The sequence below is a fragment of the Micromonospora sp. DSM 43699 genome (assembly GCF_055517075.1).
In genome coordinates this window covers 72955-91274 of sequence record NZ_JBTMMT010000006.1, presented here as the reverse complement: position 1 = coordinate 91274, position 18320 = coordinate 72955, and the positions used below count along the sequence as shown (strand labels likewise).

At 71.6% G+C, this 18320-nt stretch carries 18 protein-coding genes; 7 read left to right on the top strand and 11 right to left on the bottom strand.

Annotated features, from left to right (window positions below; translation table 11 throughout):
* Positions 1–121: 121 nt before the first annotated feature.
* The 4 genes from AC0AIB_RS05345 to AC0AIB_RS05330 form a co-directional block, all read right to left on the bottom strand.
* Positions 122–679: a dihydrofolate reductase family protein gene (locus AC0AIB_RS05345; RefSeq protein ID WP_328348193.1), complete on the bottom strand. Its 558-nt coding sequence runs from the start codon at positions 677–679 to the stop codon at positions 122–124.
* A 52-nt stretch (positions 680–731) separates the two neighbouring features.
* Positions 732–1130 carry a VOC family protein gene (locus tag AC0AIB_RS05340; protein ID WP_328348191.1) on the bottom strand — a complete coding sequence of 133 codons (399 nt, stop codon included), beginning with the start codon at positions 1128–1130 and terminating at the stop codon, positions 732–734.
* Between the two features lie 216 nt (positions 1131–1346).
* Positions 1347–2030: a lytic polysaccharide monooxygenase auxiliary activity family 9 protein gene (locus AC0AIB_RS05335; protein ID WP_465096141.1), complete on the bottom strand. Its 684-nt coding sequence runs from the start codon at positions 2028–2030 to the stop codon at positions 1347–1349.
* A gap of 244 nt (positions 2031–2274) precedes the next feature.
* Complete coding sequence (locus AC0AIB_RS05330) at positions 2275–2853, bottom strand: hypothetical protein (RefSeq protein WP_465096140.1); 579 nt, start codon at positions 2851–2853, stop codon at positions 2275–2277.
* Positions 2854–3349: 496 nt separating this feature from the next.
* On the opposite strand from AC0AIB_RS05330, the gene AC0AIB_RS05325 reads away from it, so the two are divergent.
* Positions 3350–4405, top strand: coding sequence for an arabinan endo-1,5-alpha-L-arabinosidase (locus AC0AIB_RS05325; protein ID WP_328348186.1), 1056 nt, complete (start codon positions 3350–3352; stop codon positions 4403–4405).
* 21 nt (positions 4406–4426) lie between these two features.
* Here the strand turns inward: AC0AIB_RS05325 and AC0AIB_RS05320 are convergent, their stop codons facing one another.
* Positions 4427–5197 (bottom strand): TioE family transcriptional regulator, encoded by a 771-nt coding sequence (locus tag AC0AIB_RS05320; RefSeq protein WP_465096139.1) that lies wholly within the window; start codon positions 5195–5197, stop codon positions 4427–4429.
* Positions 5198–5224: 27 nt separating this feature from the next.
* On the opposite strand from AC0AIB_RS05320, the gene AC0AIB_RS05315 reads away from it, so the two are divergent.
* Positions 5225–6814, top strand: a complete 1590-nt coding sequence (locus AC0AIB_RS05315) for a DUF6194 family protein (protein WP_328348182.1) — start codon at positions 5225–5227, stop codon at positions 6812–6814.
* Between the two features lie 124 nt (positions 6815–6938).
* On the opposite strand, the gene AC0AIB_RS05310 is transcribed toward AC0AIB_RS05315, so the two are convergent.
* Entirely contained in the window at positions 6939–7724 is a 786-nt protein-coding gene (locus AC0AIB_RS05310) for an ABC transporter ATP-binding protein (RefSeq protein WP_465096138.1), read from the bottom strand.
* 20 nt (positions 7725–7744) lie between these two features.
* A complete protein-coding gene (gene leuA, locus AC0AIB_RS05305; RefSeq protein WP_328348831.1) occupies positions 7745–9442 on the bottom strand; it encodes a 2-isopropylmalate synthase in 1698 nt (565 codons plus the stop codon).
* 290 nt (positions 9443–9732) lie between these two features.
* Between leuA and AC0AIB_RS05300 the strand changes: the two genes are divergently transcribed.
* Positions 9733–10422: a FadR/GntR family transcriptional regulator gene (locus AC0AIB_RS05300; protein WP_328348178.1), complete on the top strand. Its 690-nt coding sequence runs from the start codon at positions 9733–9735 to the stop codon at positions 10420–10422.
* Positions 10423–10599: 177 nt separating this feature from the next.
* On the opposite strand, the gene AC0AIB_RS05295 is transcribed toward AC0AIB_RS05300, so the two are convergent.
* Positions 10600–11337, bottom strand: a complete 738-nt coding sequence (locus AC0AIB_RS05295; protein ID WP_465096137.1) for an isocitrate lyase/PEP mutase family protein — start codon at positions 11335–11337, stop codon at positions 10600–10602.
* A 149-nt stretch (positions 11338–11486) separates the two neighbouring features.
* Here AC0AIB_RS05295 and AC0AIB_RS05290 point away from each other — a divergent pair, with 149 nt between their 5' ends.
* Complete coding sequence (locus tag AC0AIB_RS05290) at positions 11487–12878, top strand: outer membrane protein assembly factor BamB family protein (RefSeq protein WP_465096136.1); 1392 nt, start codon at positions 11487–11489, stop codon at positions 12876–12878.
* 99 nt (positions 12879–12977) lie between these two features.
* Here AC0AIB_RS05290 and AC0AIB_RS05285 read toward each other — a convergent pair whose 3' ends face one another.
* Together AC0AIB_RS05285 and AC0AIB_RS05280 are read right to left on the bottom strand one after the other, a co-directional pair.
* Positions 12978–13538 (bottom strand): PepSY domain-containing protein, encoded by a 561-nt coding sequence (locus AC0AIB_RS05285; RefSeq protein WP_465096135.1) that lies wholly within the window; start codon positions 13536–13538, stop codon positions 12978–12980.
* 75 nt (positions 13539–13613) lie between these two features.
* Entirely contained in the window at positions 13614–14906 is a 1293-nt protein-coding gene (locus AC0AIB_RS05280) for a sensor histidine kinase (RefSeq protein ID WP_465096134.1), read from the bottom strand.
* A gap of 136 nt (positions 14907–15042) precedes the next feature.
* Between AC0AIB_RS05280 and AC0AIB_RS05275 the strand changes: the two genes are divergently transcribed.
* Together AC0AIB_RS05275 and AC0AIB_RS05270 are read left to right on the top strand one after the other, a co-directional pair.
* Positions 15043–15537, top strand: coding sequence for a septum formation initiator (locus tag AC0AIB_RS05275; protein ID WP_465096133.1), 495 nt, complete (start codon positions 15043–15045; stop codon positions 15535–15537).
* A gap of 93 nt (positions 15538–15630) precedes the next feature.
* Positions 15631–16305 (top strand): hypothetical protein, encoded by a 675-nt coding sequence (locus tag AC0AIB_RS05270; protein WP_328348166.1) that lies wholly within the window; start codon positions 15631–15633, stop codon positions 16303–16305.
* 19 nt (positions 16306–16324) lie between these two features.
* Here the strand turns inward: AC0AIB_RS05270 and AC0AIB_RS05265 are convergent, their stop codons facing one another.
* Positions 16325–16858, bottom strand: coding sequence for a mycothiol transferase (locus AC0AIB_RS05265; RefSeq protein ID WP_465096132.1), 534 nt, complete (start codon positions 16856–16858; stop codon positions 16325–16327).
* A 41-nt stretch (positions 16859–16899) separates the two neighbouring features.
* Between AC0AIB_RS05265 and AC0AIB_RS05260 the strand changes: the two genes are divergently transcribed.
* On the top strand, positions 16900–18240 hold the full coding sequence (locus AC0AIB_RS05260; RefSeq protein WP_465096131.1) for a PIG-L family deacetylase: 1341 nt from the start codon (positions 16900–16902) through the stop codon (positions 18238–18240).
* The last annotated feature ends 80 nt before the right edge of the window (positions 18241–18320 follow it).

The window sequence follows — 18320 nt, the reverse complement described above, 5'->3', positions numbered from 1 at the left end:
GACGGTCCCGGGCACTGTTCACCTCGACGGCCGGGTCGCGATGGTCACCATCCACAACCGTGGGATGGATCAGACCATCGCGACCAGGCCGGCGCGGAGACGACGCGTCGACTCCCGTGATTCAGCGCGCGCGGCGGTAGTGTACGGCCACCACGCCGTTGCGGAACGGCTCCGCCGAGAGCAACTCGAGCCGGCGCGTGCCGGGCAGCCCGCCCTGGTACAGGGTCGGGCCGTGGCCGGCGATCCTGGGCTGGACGAGCATCCGGTACTCGTCGATCAGGTCCAGCCGGTCGAGCTCGGTCGCGAGCTTGCCGCTTCCGAGGAGGACCCCGGCCGGGGTCGCGTCCTTGAGCTTCTGCACGCCCTCGCGCAGATCGCCGGCGATGTGGTGGCTGTTGGTCCACGGGAAGTCCGTGCGCGTCGACGACACGACGTACTTGGGTTTGGCCTCCAGCTTGGCCGCCCACTCGCGTATGGCCGGCGGCGCCTCCTGGTCGCCGCGGGCGACGGCCGGCCAGGAACTCTCCATCATCTCGTAGGTGACGCGACCCCACAGCATCGCCCCGCCCTCGTCCATGAGACGGGTGAAGAAGGCGTGCGTCTCGTCGTCGGCGATCCCCTCCTGGTGGTCGACGCAGCCGTCCAGGGTGAGGTTGAGGCTGAAGGTGAGGAGTCCCATGGCCGGGGAGTCTAACGCCAATGGCGTCGCGACCCGGGCGTGATCGGATCTGTCAGTCGTCGGTTTCGAGGGCGAAGGTGTTGCCGTCCGGGTCCTGGAACCAGGCGATACGTCCACCGCCTGCCCGAGCGGTGATGCCCTTGGCGTCGTGTTCCAACTGGTCGTAACGGATGAACTCGACGCCGGAGGAGACGAGTTCGTCAACGATCCGGTCGATGTCGTCGACATACCATGTCGCCAGTGTCGCCGGGGTCTTTCCGGCCGTGACCGCCTGGTACACATTCAGTGCCGGCGCGCCACCCGAACCATAGACGCGGCTGCCGTCGGCGATGTCGGCGCTGGGGCCGGAGTGCAGCGCCGGCAGGCCCAGTCTGCCTTCGTAGAACGCGACCGCCCGCTGTATGTCGGACACGGCGATCGACGTTCTGAGGTGATGGGCGCTCAACGGCATGAACCACTGTCCCACACGCGGGCGGTTGGAGGGCCGGGCTGGCCACCGCGTCGCGCATCCCCGACCTTGTGGCACGCTTCGCCAAGGAGGACCGCGGCGGCACCTGGCAACTGCCGCAGAGCCCGGTCACCCGTTCGAGCGCCCGTCAAAGCGGGGGAACTCAGCGTCCGGCCCAGGACGTCGACGCCCTGGGCCGGACTGGTGCCAGGTCGCCGTTCAGGCGATCTTGATGTCACTGCACCACATGTAGGTCTGGTCCGCGTGCGACGCCTTCCAGATCACGAACATGACGTGGTTTCCGGTACGCGAGGAGGGAATCGAGACGTTGAACGAGATGTTCTGTGCCGGCGCGTAACGCCCGGTCGTGGTGATCAGGTCGAGGTTGCCCCACCCGACCTTCTGCGTGGCGGGGTTGAACCCCTGCTTGGTGACGTAGACCCGGAAGAAGTCGGCGCCGTGGCTGGCCTGGTCGTACATCTGGACCGTGAGGTTGCGGTTGACGGTGGTCGCCTTCCACGCCCCGGGCTGGTTCAGTGAGTCGTTCCGGGAGAGCGCGTTGCTGCACAGCTGCCCGTCCGGGGTGCTGGACTGGTACTGACCGGCGAGGCCGTCGCGCAGCGCGCTCATCCAGTTCCACATGGTGTCCGGGTTGGCCTGGAACGCCTGCCAACACATCGGGTCCTGCTGCTGCATGGCCGGGTTTGTGTGCTGGCTGCCCCACGTCTTCCAGCACTGGTACGCCCGGGTCGCCGGGTTGATGATCGTCCCATGTGCCTGGGCTGGGCTGGTCACGGGCAGCGTACCGACCACCATGGCGAACATCAGGACGAGCGCCTGGAGGGACCGGCGGGCGGTTGACCGGGGGCGTCCGCCGGATTGGTCGGACTGGTGTGAACGCACTGTTCATCCTCCATTCGTCGGTACGGGACATCGGGAGGCGAATGCTCCCGAATCCACTGTCGCACCGATGGCTAGAAATATCAACGATGATCAATATTTAGTTGGATGTGGAGCGAGCTGTCCGGGATCGCCCGGATCCACGACACGCCTGTGCGTGGCCGGGCGCAGCCGCGGCATCGTCACGGGTGGGATCCGGCGGCCGGGCGAATGCGGGTCGTGACGCCTGCCGGGTCGTCCGGCGTGGTCACAGCCCGGCTGCGGCGTCGTACCGGCGGCGCTGGTCGGCCAGCTCCGAAGGGGCAAGCGCCTCCTCTTGCGCCAACGTCGCATACCTGGCGGGGAACATCTCCCGCAGCCGGTCGACGAACCTGACGTCGGCCGTAGCCTCGACGACCTGGATGCCCGGGGGGTCGGTGGACATGTCCATGATCAAGGGGCCGGCCAGCTTGACCGCCACGTCCCAGGGGCGCTTCTGTTCGGCGATTCCGCAGAGGTGGAAGCCGTAGACCTTCTGCACGTCGGCGAGCGTGGTGGCCTCGGCCGGCTCGTAGCCGTAGACGCGGACCCCGCAGATCACCGGCGGCTTCTCCTCGGTGCCGCCCTGCTGGGTGCTGTGTCCGGCGTGCTGGTGCTGCCCCGGGTCCGCCTGTTCGAGCGTGGTGCGCATCCGGGCCACGATCTGCGCCTGCAGATCCGCCGGCTCCGTCTCGGTGCTGGCCCGGTTGGCCAGTACGACAGTGCCGGCCGACACCGCCAACAGGGTCACCGCCGCCCATGCCAGGCGGTGGCGGTACCACCGCGCGAATCTCTCTCGGGAAACCATGGTCGCCTCTCACCTCGTCGCCGGCTCCGGTGTGCTGGCGGGCGGGATCGGATGCCCCCGCGTGTCGGGCGCGTGGGCCGTCGGGCGCGCGGGCCGGGGGGATACGTGTGGCGGGCGAGGGGCGCCCGCCGGCATGATGCCCCTCGTCGGGGGATGGCCCGGCGATGTGACAGGCGGGCGTCCGCCGGAAGGCGACGCGTTGCCGGCACTGCGATGCTCCCGCACTGGCCGTTCTCAGCACGGTTGCCCCCGTGCTGCGGCGATATGAGCCATTCCAACACGTCTGGTGCCGCTCTGCAACATTGACGAGCGTCGGTGTCGCTGCTTGCGATCATCGACGGGAGCTCGGTAGCGTGGCGAGCGAAAGCATCCAAGCTAGTCAATCTATTGGCGCTGGACCCCTCTGCCGGCTCCACCACGCACCAGAGCAACGTGTGCCACGTCGCGCCGCCACGGCCCGCAACCGGGTGCCCGGCGCCCGACCCGAGGACCTGTCGTGACCACCTCACCGTCCGCCGTACCGGCATCGCCCACCCTCCGCCGGCTGGCTCTGCTGTCCCTGGCCGTCGTGCTGACGGCCGCCGGCACGGCCGCGGCAACGCAGTCTTCGTCCGCCGCCGCGCCGACCGTCGCGCCCCGGGCGGCGGCGACCCCCACGACACCGCCTGGGTCGTACCCGGGGCCGGGCCGGGTCACCGGGGACGTCGGGGTGCACGATCCGACGATCGTGGTCCGTCCGGGTGGTGGTTACCTGTTGGCGCACACCGGTGCCAACATCGCCCTCAAGACCTCCAGTGACCGGACCGCGTTCCGTAACGCAGGTGCGGTGTTCCCCAACGGTGCGCCGTGGACCACCACGTACACCGGTGGCAGCAGCAACCTGTGGGCGCCGGACCTGTCCTACCGTGATGGTCGGTACTGGCTGTACTACTCGGCCTCGACGTTCGGGTCGAACCGGTCGGCGATCTTCCTGGCCACGAGCACCACCGGTGCCTCCGGCAGTTGGACCAACCAGGGTCTGGTGATCGAGTCCCGGACGTCGGACAACTTCAACGCGATCGATCCGAACCTGGTGGTCGACGCCTCCGGCAGGTGGTGGCTCAGCTTCGGGTCGTTCTGGTCCGGCATCAAGATGGTGGCGCTGAATCCGGCCACCGGGAAGCGCTCCGACACGACGGTGCGCAGCATCGCGGGCCGCAACGGAGGCGCGATCGAAGCCCCGGTGATCGTGCGGCACGGCAGCTACTACTACCTGTGGGTGTCGTTCGACAGGTGCTGCCAGGGCGCGGCGAGCACCTACCGGGTCATGGTGGGCCGGTCCACCTCGGTCACCGGGCCGTACCTCGACCGCAACGGTGTGGCGATGACCGCCGGCGGTGGCACCCAGGTGCTCGCCGGGCACGGCAACATCCACGGACCGGGGCATCAGGCGGTGTTCACCGACACCGACGCCGAGGTGCTCGTCTACCACTACTACGCCGACAACGGCGCGTCGTTGCTGGGCATCAACCTGCTCGGCTACGACAACGCCGGCTGGCCGTTCGTCTACTGACGGCGGCCGTCGTCCGAGATTTCACTGTGGTCGTGCGGTGGACCCGATGTCGGCGTCGAGGTGGTCGGCGAGCCGGGCGGCCCCGGTGAGCATGGCCCGGCCACGCTCGGTGAGCCGTTCACGCCACTGACGCAGTGACGCGGCGAGCGGTTCGGCGCCGCCGGCTTCGCGTACCCGACGCAGCACGCCGGCGATGTGGTCGAGCCGGTACCCGCCCCGGCGGAGCAGGTGAGCGAGTTCGGCGTCGCGGACGTCGTCCGGCGAGTAGACCCGGTAACGGGTCGTCGGATCGCGCGCCGGCTGCAGGATCCCGGCCCGCTCCCACTTGCGCAACGTCGCGGGTCGTACGCCGAGCCGGTGCGCCAGCACGCCGATCGGCACGGCCCGGCGACCCTGCGGTTGCCGTGGCGAAACGGTGAGGACGGCGACCGCCGCCTCGACCGCGTCCAGCGTTTCCCGGTCGCGTTGCAGCAAGATGTGGCTGTGGTCGATGGCGCGCCAGGCTGCCTCGAACTCACCCCGGTTGACCGCACGCATGATCTCGCCGCCGGCAGCATGGCCGTGGCCCGCGATCAGTGCGAGATAGGCGCTCAGCGCCCTGGCGTGCACCTCGGTGAAGCGCCGGTAGCCGTTCGGGTCGCGGGGGGCCGTGGGCAGGACGCCGTCCCGCTCGTAGTTGCGCACGGACTGCGCGGAGAGGCCGTGACGGCGCGCGAGGTCGGCCGGTCGGCGTACCCCTGGGTTTGAGGGTTTCGAGGCGCTCACCGTGCTCCGTCGCTCGTAGGTCTCCATCGGAGATTCAACGATACGGTTGAGGCAATGAGCTTCCTTCTCGACCTGTTCGCCGTACCGCCGACCCTGCTCGCGCTCGGCGAGCCGACGCATGGCGAGTCAGCCTTCCTCCAGATCCGCAACGAGGCGTTCCTGTCGCTGGCCGGGCACGGCTACCGCTCGATCGCGGTGGAGAGCGACCGGGCTGCCGGGCTGATCGCCGACGGGTTCGTCCAGGGTTGCGCCGCCGTCACGCTCGACCGGGCGCTCGCCGAAGGGTTCAGCCACGGGTTCGGGTCCGCCCCGGCCAATCGCGACCTGCTGCTCCGGATGCGCGAGTGGAACGCCGGACGACCGGCTGCCGAGCGGCTGACGTTCCACGGCTTCGACGCTCCGCTGGAGATCGAGGGCGCCCCGAGCCCACGGCGCCACCTCACCCGGGTCTGTGAGTTCCTCGGCCTCGACCGGGTAGCGGAGATCGACGACCTGGTCGGCGACGAGGCGCGGTGGAGCGACCCGGCCGCGGTCTGGGAGCCCGGCAGGTCGATCGGGCGCTCGACCGACGCCAGGTGTCTGCGGGTGCTCGCCGACGACCTGCTGACCGAGTTGTACCTGCGGGCACCCCGCCGACCTGTCGGCTGGCAGGCGGCGTTCGTGCACGCCACGTCCGCCGTCGCGGTGCTGCGCTACCACGCCGCGGCCGCCGCACCGTCGGAGCGGGAGGAACGCTTCGCCCGCCTGGCCGGGGTCCGGGACGGGCTGATGGCCGAGAACCTGCTGGCGATCCGGTCGGCCGAGGCGCAGCGAGGACCCACCCTGGTCTTCGCGCACAACGCCCACCTGCAACGTCATCCGATCACGATGACGGTGGCCGGAACGGACGTGTCGTGGGCGAGCGCCGGGGCGATCGTCTCCGCGCTGCGCCACGACCGGTACGCGGTGGTCGTCGGCAGCCTGGGTGCGAGCCCCGCGCTCGGCATCGAGGCGCCCACCGCGTCGACCTACGAGGGCCGGCTCCAGCAGGAGAGCGTCCTTCCCCGGTACGTGCGCGCATCCGAGATAGCGGCGGCCGAGCGCAGGACGCACGACCACCGCTACTACCCGCTGGACCGGGCCGCGATCGACCACGCCGACGCGGTGCTGCACGTCCCGACCGGTGTCGACGCGGCGGTGCTCGTCGATCGCATCCTCGCGCTGCCCGGCGTCGAGCAGCTGGTGGCGAGCGAGGAGAACGGGTCGCCCGAGGGGTCCTGGGGCGACCGGTTCTTCTATGTCGGTCCGGACCGTCGACAGCCGTTCGCCAGCATCGTCGCGCACGACGTGCCCGGCTTCGACGAGGCCTCCCAGCTCGACCGGCCCGGTGTCTTCCGGCTCAACCTCGACCTGGGCCGCGCCGAGTTCGAGAGGGTCTTCGGCTTTCCCCCGAAGGCCTTCGAGGAACACCGGCACGCCTTCGACTTCGCCCGGCTGGACACCCTCGTGCCCCACCCCGGCTACGCACGGTACGGCTTCGGCAGCATCGTCATGCCCGGCCCTCAGCTGCTGCCCGAGATCGACCGGCTACTCGCGACCGCGTACGCCCGCGCGGTCGACCGGCACGAGCGGGCCGTGCGCCGGTCGGCGGGCCGGCGGGGCTGAGCGGCGGCCCGAAGCGGCTCAGTGTTCCGTGGGCGCGGACGGCGTCCGCGACCGGGCGTGCGAAGTCGAGGGTCCGGTGGGCACCGGACCATGCGGTGGCGCACGCCGGTGAGCGCGCACCACCTCATCCGACGCGTGGCCGGGCCGGGTTCTGCGCTCTCACGCTCCACCGTCCTTCCGCGCGAGTGAGCCGGATGGGATGGTCGAAGCACGTGCTGACCTGGTCGCTGGTGAGGACCTCGTCGGCGGGCCCCGATGCCAGGCGGCACCCGTCCCGCAGCAGCAGCACATGGGTCGTCCCGGGAGGAAGCTCCTCCAGGTGGTGGGTGACCAGGACGGACGCGAGCTCCGGGTAGGTGTGTTGCAGGGTGTCGAGCCGTTCGGTGAGCTGCTCCCGGCCGGCGACGTCCAGACCGGTCGCGGGTTCGTCGAGCAGCAGGAGCCGTGGACTGGGCATCAGCGCACGGGCGATGAGCGCGCGGCCCCGTTCCCCCTGCGACAGGGTCGGCCATCGTGCCCCGTGACGCCCGCTGAGGCCGAGCAGGCCGATCAGACGGTCGGCCGTCGCGATCTGCTCGGGTGTCGGCTGCCAGCGGGGAATGCGTTCGATGGTGTTGGTCAGCCCGGTCAGCACGACGTCCTGCACCGTGAGGGGCGAACGAAGCTCGTGTCGCGGATTGACGTGGCCGACGTAGCACCGCAACTCGCGCATGTCGACCCGCCCCAACCGGTGGCCAAGCACCTCGACGGTGCCATGGGTGGGGTGCGCGAGCGCTCCGAGGAGACTGAGCAGCGTGCTCTTGCCCGCCCCGTTGGGGCCGAGTAGCGCCCAGTGCTCGCCGGCTCGTACCGTCAGCGACACCCCGTACAGGATCGGATTGCCGTCACGGACGACAGTCGCGTCGGTCACGCGCAGTACCGGGGGAGCGTTCACGAGGAAGCCCGCCCGGAGCGGTTGACGGCGGCCATCACCGCGTGCACCGAGGCGCTCAGGACGGACGTGTCCCAGCCGGCGCCCCAGCAGGTGGCGTCGTCCACCCGGCACTGGGCGTAGGCGACGGCCGGGCTGCCCGGTCCGGTGGTGGTGGAGTGCTCGGCGTAGCCGAGGATGTCGATGGTGATGCCGACGGTACCGAGGGCGTCGGCGAGGGCGGACAGCGGCCCGTTGCCGGTACCCCGGCAGGAGCGCTCCTCCCCGTCGACCTGCAGCGTGCAGACGAACTGGTGCTCGCCGGGCGCGGTCTCCGCGGTGTGCCAGGAGACCAGGGTGAGCGGGCCGTCCAGGGCCGGGGTGAGGTAGGTGGTGCGGAAGAGCGCGAACAGTTCCTTGTGGGTGAGCTCCTGACCGGTGGCATCGGTGACCTGCTGCACCGTGCGGGAGAAGTCCGGGCGCATGCCCTCGGGCAGGTCCAGGCCGTGGTGAGTGCGCAGAAGGTGCGCGATGCCTCCCTTGCCGGACTGGGAGTTGATGCGGATGACCTCCTCGTACGTGCGGCCGATGTCGCCCGGGTCGACGGGCAGGTACGGCACCGCCCACGGGGCCTCCCCGGCGGGTACGCCCAGCTGGGCGGCCTGCTTGGCGTGGTGAGTCATGCCCTTGGCGATGGCGTCCTGGTGGGTGCCGGAGAAGGCCGTGTGGACGAGGTCGCCTCCGTAGGGGTGACGGGGGTGGACCGGCAGCCGGTTGCAGTACTCCACCACCTCGCGCACCGCGTCGATGTCGGAGAAGTCGACCATCGGGTTCACGCCCTGCGCGTACAGGTTCAGGGCCAGGGTGACGAGGTCGACGTTTCCGGTGCGCTCGCCGTTGCCGAACAGGCAGCCTTCCACCCGCTGCGCCCCGGCCAGGACGGCGAGTTCGGCGCAGGCGACGCCGGTGCCGCGGTCGTTGTGCGGGTGGACCGACAGGATCACGGACTCGCGGCGTGCCAACTGACGGTTCATGTACTCGATCTGGTCCGCGTACACGTTGGGGGTGGCGATCTCCACCGTCGCCGGCAGGTTGTGGACCACCGGCCGGTCCGGGCTCGCCTCCCAGAGCTCGGTCAGACTGTCGCAGACCTCCAGGATGAAGTCCGGTTCCGTGAGGTTGAAGACCTCCGGGGAGAACTCGAACCTGATGTCGGCACCCGGACGCTCCTCGGCACGACGCATCAGGTAGGTGGCGGCGTCCCGGATCAGCTCGTGGACTTCGGCCCGGGAGCGACCGAGAACCACGTCTCGCCAGGTGGGCGCGGTCGCGGTGTAGAGGTGCACGAGCGTGCGGGGCAGTCCTTCGACGGAGGCGACGGTCCGGTCGATCAGGTCCCTGCGCGCCGCGGTGAACACGGAGACGGTGACGTCCTCGGGGACGACGCCACTCTCGGCCAGGTGGCGTACGAAGTCGAAGTCGGTCTGGCTGGCCGAGGGGTAACCTACCTCGATCTCCTTGAAGCCCATGGCGACCAGGAGATCGAACATCCGGCGCTTGCGTCCGGTGTCCATCGGCTCGGCCAGCGCCTGGTTGCCGTCGCGCAGGTCGACGGGCACCCACAGCGGGGCCCGCTCGATCCGCCGGGAGGGCCAGGTCCGGTCAGTGAGGGGCAGGGCGACCCGTTCGTGCGCGGGCTGGTAACGGTGGTGCGGCATCGCGCTCGGGCGCTGCGGATTCCAGTGCGGCGCATCCTCGGGGACGTCGCCGGCGGGCGTGCGCAGGGTGGGGAACACCGTGCCCTGAGAGTGGGAGATCATCGTGCGGAACTTCTTTCGGTCGGCTGTCCGGTGACCGGCACAACGCGGTGCCCCGCTGCGGGGTGCCGGTCGTGTCAGACCCCGCAGCGGCAGCCGAGGAGAAGAAGCTCATACAGCAGCATGAGGAGTAAGATAGCAACAACTCAGCTCCTCAGACAACCTGATAGGTTTAGAAGGGTGGACCACACATGTCGCTAGGTGCTTTGCGGCCGTCCCCTCTTGTCGAGCAGGCCACCGACCACCTGCGCGAGCAGATCACCGGCGGTGAGTGGGCGGTGGGGACGAAGCTCCCCGGCGAGACCGCCCTGGCCAAGGCGCTCGGCGTGGGGCGATCGACCGTCCGGGAGGCCCTGCGAGCCCTCGCCGGCGCAGGGCTGGTGCAGGCGCGTCAGGGATCCGGTGTCTTCGTCATCGCGACCAGGCCCCACCAGAGCTGGTCCACCCAACTCCGACGGGCGGCCATCACCGATGTCTACGAGGTCCGGATGCTCGTCGAGGTGGAGGCCGCGCAGTTGGCCGCGCTGCGCCGGACCGACGACGACGTCGTCGCCCTCCACGAGGCCCTGACCCGGCGTCGTGATGCCGCGAACGCTGACGACGCCGAGTTCGTCGCAGCCGACATCGCCCTGCACGAGAAGGTGGTCGCCGCAGCGCACAACCCGGTGCTCACCGGCCTGTTCACCGAGTTCGTACCGGTGCTGCAACAACGGCTGCTCGACCTGGTGGAACTGCTCGACCTGCGTGCCGACGACCCGAACCACGGCGACGAGGGGCACGCCGCGCTGGTGGGCGCCATCGCGGAGAGAGACGCCGAGGCGGCCGGGCAGGCGCTGCGGGACGAACTCAAGCAGACCCTCGCCCTGCTCCGTTCCCTCTGACACGTCATTCCTGCAGAGAGCGGCGGCCGGGGGCCGGCGACGGGGCACGTCCGAACCGGCGGAGGACTCGTCGGTCAGGAGTTCCAGGTACGCGGTGTGCAGTTCGGGGCTCGGGTCAATGTCGAAGTCGTCGCGCAGTTGCCGCTGGATGCGGGTGGCCCCGGCACCGCGCTGGCGTCACCGCGGGTGCGGTCCGGTGTTTACCTGTGCGTAGGAGGGCAGGTCCGCGCGCACCGGGCGGCCGTCGCGGACGGCCAGGGCCGCCTCCACCGTCGCGGCGAGGGCGGCGCGGAAGAGCAGGGAACCGGTGCTGATCCGTCGTACGCCCAGGTCGGTGAGGGTGGCGACGGTGTGCCGTCCGGGCAGGAACAGGACGTTGACCGGTACGTCCACCGCCGCCACGACGGCGGCGATGTCGGCGGGTCCGGCCAGGCCGGGGACGAACACGGCGTCGGCGCCGGCGTCCGTGTAACGCCGGATCCGGTGCAGGGTCTCGGCCAGGTCGCCGGGGCGCTGCCAGTGGGTGTCGGTCCGGGCGTTGACGAACAGGTGCGGCACCTCCCGCTTCACCGAGCGGATCAACGCCGCGTGTGTGGTGACCGGGCCCATGGCGTCCTCCATGTTGACGCCGACGGCACCGGCGGCGGCCACCGCGACCGCGGCGTCGACCGAGCCGGTCTCGATGTCGACGGTGACGTGGACCGGAAGTGTCGCCAGGCTCTGGGTGAGACGCAGGGTGTGGGCGTCGGCGGCGTGGACACCGTCGGGAAGGCCGTTGGCGGCCGCGACGCCGAGGCTGGTCGTGCCGAGTGCCGGGAAACCGGCGTCGACCAGGAGGCGGGCCGAGGCGACATCCCAGACGTTCGGCAGGACGAGCGGGTCGCCGGTGCGGTGGAGGGCGGCGAAGTCCCTCACCCGTGGGCTCCGGCGACGAGGGCGGTGTCACGACTGCTGAGCTGCGGCATGTGCCGAACCCTAACGGCCACCACTGTTCGACGGCCGCAGCCGAGAGTGCGCGCGGGTCCTATGGTGGCGGCTCTGACCGTCGATCGAGGGAGAGCCCGTTGTCGCCGTCGCACCGACCAGCCCGTTGGCGCACCGTCGCTGTCGCCCTGAGCCTGGTCATCGGGCTCCCCGGCTGCACCGCGCCCCGGGCGGAGCGGGCAGAGCGGGCAGAGCGGGCGGAACGACCGTCCGCGCGGGTCGAGCAGACTCAGGAGAGCCTGCGCGACGGCGTCGCGTCGGCCACCCCGGACGGACCTCGGCCGGCCTGGTCGGTGTCGGTCCGCCGGCTCGACCAAGAGCTCGGCGAGAGCGGTCAGCTCGTCATCGTCCCCGACGAGCGCGAACTACGGGCGGTGGACCGGGCCACCGGGCAGGACCGGTGGCGTCATCCGTTCACCACGGGCTACCAGTACGTGATCGCCGGTGGGTCGATCGTGGCCAGTGACAACGACGACGGCGGCATGGAGGTGCTCGACGCGGCCACCGGAGCCACCCGGTGGCGGGCGGACGGGAGCCAGGACGTCGTCGTCCACGAAGAGGCCGTCTACGCCAGGGAATGCGCCGGCACCGGCAGCTCGGCGACCTGCGTGATCACCGGTCGGGAGGTGCAGAACGGTCGCGAACTCTGGAAGCTGCCCGCCGACCGGTTCGCCAGGGTGAGCGACGTGACCCTCGGTGCGCGCACGCCGTACGCGCCGGCCACCGGCCGGTACGTGGTGGTGCGGCTGAGCACGCCGACCCGACCGGCCACCTACACGCCCGTCGCCCCGACCACCGGGCGGGCCGGGGCCGGGCGGTTGCCGAACCGGGCCTGGTACGGCTTCGTCGCCGGTGACCTGCTGGTGAGCACCGACAACGACCCTCCGAAGGGTGACCGGCGCTGCACGGTCAGCGTCACCAGCGTCAACGCGACGACCGGTGTCAAAGGCTGGTCCGGTGCGGTCTACAGCGGCCGCCGGGAGGACGGCGAGTGCGCCAAGCGGCTGGCCCACCACCGCAGCGGGCCGACGCTGATCGGGACCGGCACCCGGCTCGTCGCGGTCACCGCCGACGAGCGACCGCAACTCGTCGACCTGCGCACCGGCGGGACGGTGTGGAAGGGTGACGCCGCCGGCGTGCCGATCGACGGTGACGACCGGTCGGTGCTGGTGCGTGGCACCGCCGACACGGGTGCGCTGGCGTTGCTCGATCTCGCCACCGGCGTACCCCGGTGGACCGCGCCGGATCCGGCGCTGGCCGGTACGTCGGCGAGCTGGCGGTCGGCGGTGACCGCGGGGCTGGTGGCGGTCAGCGCGGCCGAGGACGACCGGCCGCAGGTTGTCGTGTACGAGGTGGGCACGGGTCGTCAGCTCGGCCGTTATCCGGGCTGGCTCGCCGGGGCCGGGAAGGACTGGGTCGCGGTCAGCCACTCCGGTGCCGGCGGCCTCGCGGTGGAGCTGCACACCTTCTGACCGGCCGCCGGTGCCGGCCACCGGACCGCGACGTGCCCCGGCGGAATCCGCCGGGGCACTCACCGCACTGCCGCGCTGCGGCCGGCTCGACGGTCCGGGTCAGTCGTCGTCCCCGTCGTCCGAGTCGTCATCGTCGTCGTCCCTGCCGGACCTGTCGTCGTGGTCCGCCTTCTCCTGCTCGGACTTGACGATCGCGCCGCTTTCCCGGTCGACCTCGACCTCGTGTTCGGTGTCGCCGTTGATGATCTCCACGCTCCAGACCGGGCGGCCCTCCTCCTGCTCCCGCTCGATCTCGGTGATCTGGCCCCCGCCGGCCTTGGCCAGGGCGATCTCACCGGCCCGCTGCTGGCTGACCGGGTCGTCGGTGGCCGGTGCGGTGCTGCCCGTCGAGGCGGGCGTGCCGGGCGTCGAGGTGGTGGCGCTCGGCGTGCCGGGCGTTGAGGTGGTGGCGCTCGGCGTGCCGGGCGTTGAGGTGGTGGCGCTCGGCGTGCCGGGCGTTGAGGTGGTAGCGCTCGGGTCCACCGGGGCGGGATCGGTCGTCTCGGCGACGGGGGCGGGGGCAGGGGCCCGTTCCGCGGCGGACACGCCGAGCGCCGTGCCGGTGACGGCGAGGACGGCGGCGCCGCCGACGGCCGCCAGGAGCAGGGATGTGCGCTTCATGATGCGTACCTCCGGAGGTCTCGGTTGTTGCAGTGAGCTTGCTCCGGCGGTGGATAGCGGCGCGCTGTGCCGACGCTAAGCCCCGGTTAAGGCCGGGCCGAGCCGCAGGGTCACCACCGCGCCGCCCTCCGCACCGGCACCCAGGTCGAGCCGGCCGCCGCTCGCCTGCGCGGCACGACGGGCGATGTCCAGACCGAGCCCGGTCGAGCCGGCCCGGCTGGCACCCCGTTCGATCAGGCCGGCCGGTATCCCCGGCCCGGCGTCGCGGACGACCAGGGTGGCGCCGGTCGCCTCCCGGGTCAGCCGGACGGTGAACCCGGTGCCGTCCGGGGTGTGCGCGAAGACGTTGCCCAGCAGGGCGTCCACTGCGGCGGCCAGCTCGTCGGCGGGCACTCCGACCGGCAGCGGCCCGGTGGCGAGGTCGAGGGTGACCGTGCGGCCGGTGTCCTCGGCGAGCACCGACCAGAAGGCGACCCGTTCGCCCACGATCGTGGCGGCGTCGGCGGCGACCGCGCCGGGACCGGTGTCGGTCGGGTGGCTGCGCCAGCGTGCCTGCCGGATCAGGCCGGTGACCGCCCGTTCCAGCGCGTCCACGGCCGACGACACCCGGGCCGCGTCGTCCGGGTCGCGCAGCGACTCCGCCTCCAGCCGCAACGCGGTCAGCGGCGTACGCAGTCGATGTGACAGGTCCGCCACCTGCTCCCGTTCCTCGCGCAGCAGCACCTGGATCCGGGCGGCCAGGTGGTTGAGCGCACCGGCGACCTCGCGCAGCTCCGGTGGGCCGGCGGGCTGGGCGCGGGCGGTGAGCTCGGCGTTGGCCAGCCGGTGCGAGACCGAGGAGAGTTCGGTGATCGGCCGGACCAGGGTGCGGGCCAGCCGGTCGGCGACGGCGAGGCTGAGCAGCACGAGCACGATGCCGAGCGCGGCCAGTACCAGCCAGGCACGGGCCACCCCGGCGGTGATGTCGGACCGGGGGACCACCGTCCGGATCACACCGGTGCCGTCGGCCCGGCCCTGCACGGCGATCACGATCTCCCGACCGCCGTCGAGCTCCGCGGTGAGGCTCTGGCCCCGCGCGGCGAGGGCCACCGCGGCGGTACGCGGCTCCGGCGCGCCGAGCACCGTGCCGTCGGGCAGGAATACGCTGACCGGCCGCCCCGACTCGGCGGTGAGCTGCTCCACGGTCAACCGGATCGTCGCGGTGTCGGCCGTGCCGACCACCGGCACCAGCCCCTGCACATCGGCGGTGGCCCGGACGGTGGCCCGGTCCTCGGCGACGGTGCGCACCAGCAGGGCCAGCGGCACCAGGAAGGCGACCAGGGTCAGGCAGGTGGTCGCCATCACCAGCAGCGCCAGCCGCCGTCTCATCCGTCGTCCCCGATCACGGGCAGGGTTGCCACAGCTAGGCAGGTTAACCGGTCCGACCGGCGTCCGGGCCGGGTCTTAACCTCCACTTATCCTGCTGCCGTGCTCGGCTTAGCGGGCGGTCGGGCATAGTCGGGGCATGGGTCGCCGTACGCTCCTCGCCACCGCCGGCTGGCTGGCCGCCGCCGTGCTCGCCACCCTGATCGGGGTGGCCGCGATCCGCCTGGTCGGGGAGAGCATCACCGGCACGCCCGGCGGGGTGCGCAGCCAGGCCGAGGTCGAGCGGGCCCTGGCGGCTCCGGAACCGACCCCGGTGACGGCGGTGCCGCCGAGCGCGGTGCCCGCCACGCCGTCGTCCCCGTCGGCTGTCTCCGCCACGCCGTCGTCCCCGTCCACGGCACCCGGCCTGCGCCGTAGCTTCTCCACCGCGGGCGGTACGGCGGTCGCCGAGTGCGTGGGGACCGACGTCCGGCTGGTCACCTGGGCACCGGCGCAGGACTACCGGGTGAAGGACGTCGACCGTGGGCCGGACGACGACGCCGAGGTGACCTTCGCCGGCCCGGCGGGGGAGTTCGAGGTGAAGGTCGGCTGCATCGGCGGCGAGCCGGTGGCCCGTCCGGGTGACGGCGACTGACCTGACGCCCTGCGGGGACTCTCGTCGGGTATCGACCGGCCTCGGACGGGACGGCTAGGCTGCGACCAGGCTCCGTCGACGCAGGGAGACATCGTGTCACGCCGCACCGGTAGGCCCTCTTACCAACTGTCCGCGCCTGCCCCGCGCTCCCGTCGGCTGACCCGGCTCGGCGTGGTCGTGGCGGTCGGGCTCGTCGTCGCTCTCCTGGGCGGCGTCGTGGGCTACACGGTCGGTCGACCGGACGAGGTGGAGTCGTCCATCGCCGACATCCGTCGGGCCGAGACGCAGCGGGACAGCAAGCAGATCGCCGAGCTGACGGCGACGGCCCGCCGCCTGCGGGAGGAGATCTCACCCATTCTCGTCGCCCTCCGGGCGGACGTGCCCGTCGATCGGCAGCCGGGCCCCGAGCAGGCCCGCCAGTGGCAGCAGGTCCTGACGCGGGCGGCGGAGCCGTTCGCCAACCCGCCGTCGGGCACCACCGCCACCAACGTGGCGCGCGGCGGGCTGCGCGGCGCCGTGGAGCAGGCGTCCCTGGCGGTGGAGTCGTACCTCCTCGCGGTCACCGGCCCGGCCAGCCAACGCGCCGCGCTGACGGCTCTGGCGAAACGGCAGGCGGTCCAGGCGGCCACCGCCTGGTCGGTCGCCGCCACCCAGCTCGATCAGGTCAACGTCGATGCCGGTCAGGGCCATCAGCACGTCTATCTGGAAGGGGAGCACGACGACGGTGCGATCACCCCGGACGGCGTGGAGGAGGGCCATGACGAGTGATCCGGGCGAGGCCGGCCGGCTACTCGCCGGTCGTGCCGTCGATCAACTGCCGGGCCACGTCGAGTTGCCCCACGTGCCGCGCGTACTCCTGCACGAGATGGAAGAGGATCCGCTGTAGCGTGGGGGCCTCGGCCGAGGTGTGGAACCGGCCGCCGACCCGGGACCGTCGGTCCAGCGGCACCCCTTCGACGACGGCGTCGACCGCCCGGATCTCCTCCTGGTACCACCGGGTGACGGTGTTCAGGGAGTCGTCGGGCGTGACGACCCACTCCTCGCCGTCGGCCGGAAACGGTGACACGTCCTCGGCCGCGAAACCCCACCGCAGCCACCGCCGTTCGACCCCGCCGAGGTGGATCGCGAAGCCATCGCTCCACCATAGGCAGCGGTGGGTCGTACCGCATGTCGGTCCTTCGCGCGGGTCTGCTGCCGCCCCGAACGGCGTGAGCGGGCGCGGACACCAACGGACGAACGTCTGTCGGAGCGGCGTGCGTCGAGTCGTCCCGGCTTTCCTGCGGTGGTCGCTCAGGGCGGGCAGAGATAGGCGGCTGTCCATGATAGAAAGAGTTCGCACGCTACTGCTACGGGGAGGTAACTGTGCGTCGATCCGACCTGCGTCCACATCGCTCTTCAGGCCGCCCGCTCCGCCGGGCCCTGGCCGTCGCACTGGCTGCCAGCTGCGCGGCAGCGGCCCTGGGTGGACCGCCCGCCGCCCAGGCCAGCCCGAGCTGTCCGCAGGGCGCGATCATGAACGTGGTCGCCCACCAGGACGACGACCTGCTCTTCCTCAGCCCGGACCTGCTGCACGACGTGCAGGCCAACCGCTGTGTCCGCACGGTCTTCGTCACGGCGGGCGACGCCGGCCGGGACAGCACCTACTGGGGCGGTCGGGAGACCGGGGCCAAGGTGGCCTACGCCCAGATGGCCGGGGTCGCCAACACCTGGACCCAGGCGGACGCCGGCATCACCGGGCATCCGATCCCGGTCTTCACCCTCACCGGCAAGCCCACCGTCTCGCTGGCCTTCCTCCGGCTTCCCGACGGCTATCCCGGTGGCACGGGCCACCCGAACACCGGCTCGCAGAGCCTGCAGAAGCTCTGGCTCAACGACATCTCCACGATCACGTCGCTGGGCACCGGCTCGTCCAGTTACAGCCGGACCAGTCTGATCAACACCCTCGCCGGGCTGATGGCGGCCTACCAGCCGGACGCCGTCAACACCCAGGACCACGTGGGGAGTTTCGGCGACGGCGACCACAGCGACCACCACGCCGCGGCCTACTTCGCCCAGGCCGCCGAGCAGGCGTACGTCGGCTCGCCCACCTTCACCGGCTACCACGATTACAAGATCAAGAACTATCCGGCGAACCTGGGGTCGACCGACGTCGCCGGCAAGTCCGCGGCCTTCTTCGCCTACGGCCAGTACGACGACGGGGCCTGCACCAGCCTGCCCACCTGCGGCGGCTACGACTACCCGGCTTTCCTCCAGCGGCAGTACAAGGTGCTCGGCCCCAACCTGGCCCGGACGGCGACCGTCACCGCGACCAGCCAGGACACCGGCAGCGGGCAGACGGCGGCCAAGGCGGTCGACGGGGTGGTCGCCGGCTGGCCCGACGACCCGACCCGGGAGTGGGCGACCGTCTCCGGCGGCGTCAACAGCCAGCTCACCCTGAGCTGGTCGAGCCCGCGCACCATCCGCCGGATCGTCCTCTACGACCGGCCCAACCCCTACGACCAGATCACCGGCGGCACCCTGCTGTTCAGCGACGGCACCTCCACGGCGGTCGGCGCCCTCGACAACGGCGGCGGCCCGACCGAGATCATTCTTCCGGCGGCGAAGACGGTGACCAGCGTCAAGCTCACCGTCACCGGGGTCATCAGCTCCACCGTCAACATCGGCCTCGCCGAGATCGAGGTGTTCAACAACACCGGCCCCTGAGACCGAAGCGAGCCGCAGCCCGGCCCGGTGGCGTACCCGCCACCGGGACCGGGCTGCCGCTCAGGAACCGGCCCGGCCGG